Annotated in this window: 1 protein-coding gene; it reads right to left on the bottom strand. The window is 50.5% G+C overall.

All coding sequences use genetic code 11. The features are described 5' to 3' along the window. Positions 1-1,432, bottom strand: a 1,432-nt coding sequence (locus tag KDK16_RS04270) for a hypothetical protein (protein WP_257274819.1), incomplete at its 3' end; no start/stop codon positions are given. Between the last annotated feature and the right edge of the window lie 27 nt (positions 1,433-1,459).

Below are 1,459 nucleotides of genomic sequence, written 5' to 3'. Positions count from 1 at the left end.
GGGCCAGCGGGTAAAGGGTTTTAACAAGACCGGGAAGGCTTTCCCCTTCGGCACGAAGGGTTCCCAACTGCACTCGCACTGGCCGGGCCGGATCATCCCGGTCATACATCAGTACCCTGCTCTCAGCCGGCGACCACTCTGGCATCAATTCAATGCGGATGCCCCTGCCCGCATTTAAACCAAACTGATCGCCGGCTTTTGTGCCCAATGCCTCCAGTTTTTCCACTATCCCTTTTTCTGAAAACTGGCGGACGATCGCATTAATATCCAGCTGCAACTGATGCTTGTTCAGGCTTCCGGAGAACAGTGCCTGCCAGTAATGGTTTTTATCAATCACCAGAATCGTTTTTGGTAGCAGATCTACCCTGTTTATTTTGATCTCATTCAGGTCGGTGCCGTCGTAGGTTACGCGGTAGTTACTGTCGCGCTTGTCATAGGCAAGATCGTCCCTTACGCCAACCACCAGGGTTTTCAGACCGTCCTGATCTTTTCGATGAAAATCCCTCATTGACCTCCCTGCATCAAATTCCAGCTTGATGGTCGTCTTCCCACCAGCAGTCTCAAACTCAACCGGAGGCGTTTTAGCAAGAGCATGGAGTTGCGCCAGCCTGATAACCCTTTTACCGGAATCTGGCCGACTGTCTGACTGACCATAGAGCAGATCGGTGTACAGCTCACGGGCCCCGCGCCTGATCAGCTCACCCAACAAATATTGCCTGCTGGCATCACCAATAAAGGCAGAGTCTTCTTTCCGGCTCAGATCAATGAAAATGTCTTCCACTTGCCGGATGCGGTCATCCGTCAGGCCGACCAGCTTGTCCTGCAGACTTTCATAAAAAAAATCGCTCTGGTTAATCTTGGCGTAACTCGCCGCTTTGCGTTCCAGGCCTGAAATAAAGTGCCGGGTTGCCTCAGGATTAGTACCCAGGGCATCGGGGTTCAGCATCAGTGCCAGCCAGCCAGCCAGTCCTGAAGACTTGGGTGATGTCCCGACCAGTGACATTATCTCCGAGTCAGTATGCCTGATTTCCATTTTGACATGATGTTGACCATCAGCCGTTGCCACAATCGGTAGCCTGGAGCCAGAGTTAAGCATTCCCATATTAAGCAGCTCACTTTTGCCTTGCGCGATAGGAATGACATTTAGGTCTGTTGAAATAATCGGAGAGCGAACCGGAGCCTGAAAAGCACCATATTTCTTCCTGACCGCAATGGCTTCCACAACGCTTTCGACCCGCTCCATTAGCTGTAGTCTTTTAGTTTCCGGAAAGGTTCTGTCCTCGGGAAATCGCGACAATATTTCTTTATGCATCTCATCCGTCAGGCTTTCAATAGAATCCCGGGAAAAATAACGATCCAGTGTGTCGACTTCCCGGTCACTCAGAATGGAGGTAATGGCCTCGATTTCCGCAAACCTGAACAGAAAATTCACTCTCGTCTTTTTTTCTTGATCAGGATT

This window comes from Endozoicomonas sp. SESOKO4, from assembly GCF_024606275.1.
Note: the sequence above shows the minus strand (reverse complement) of the source record. Positions and strands in the feature narration are given on the sequence as shown.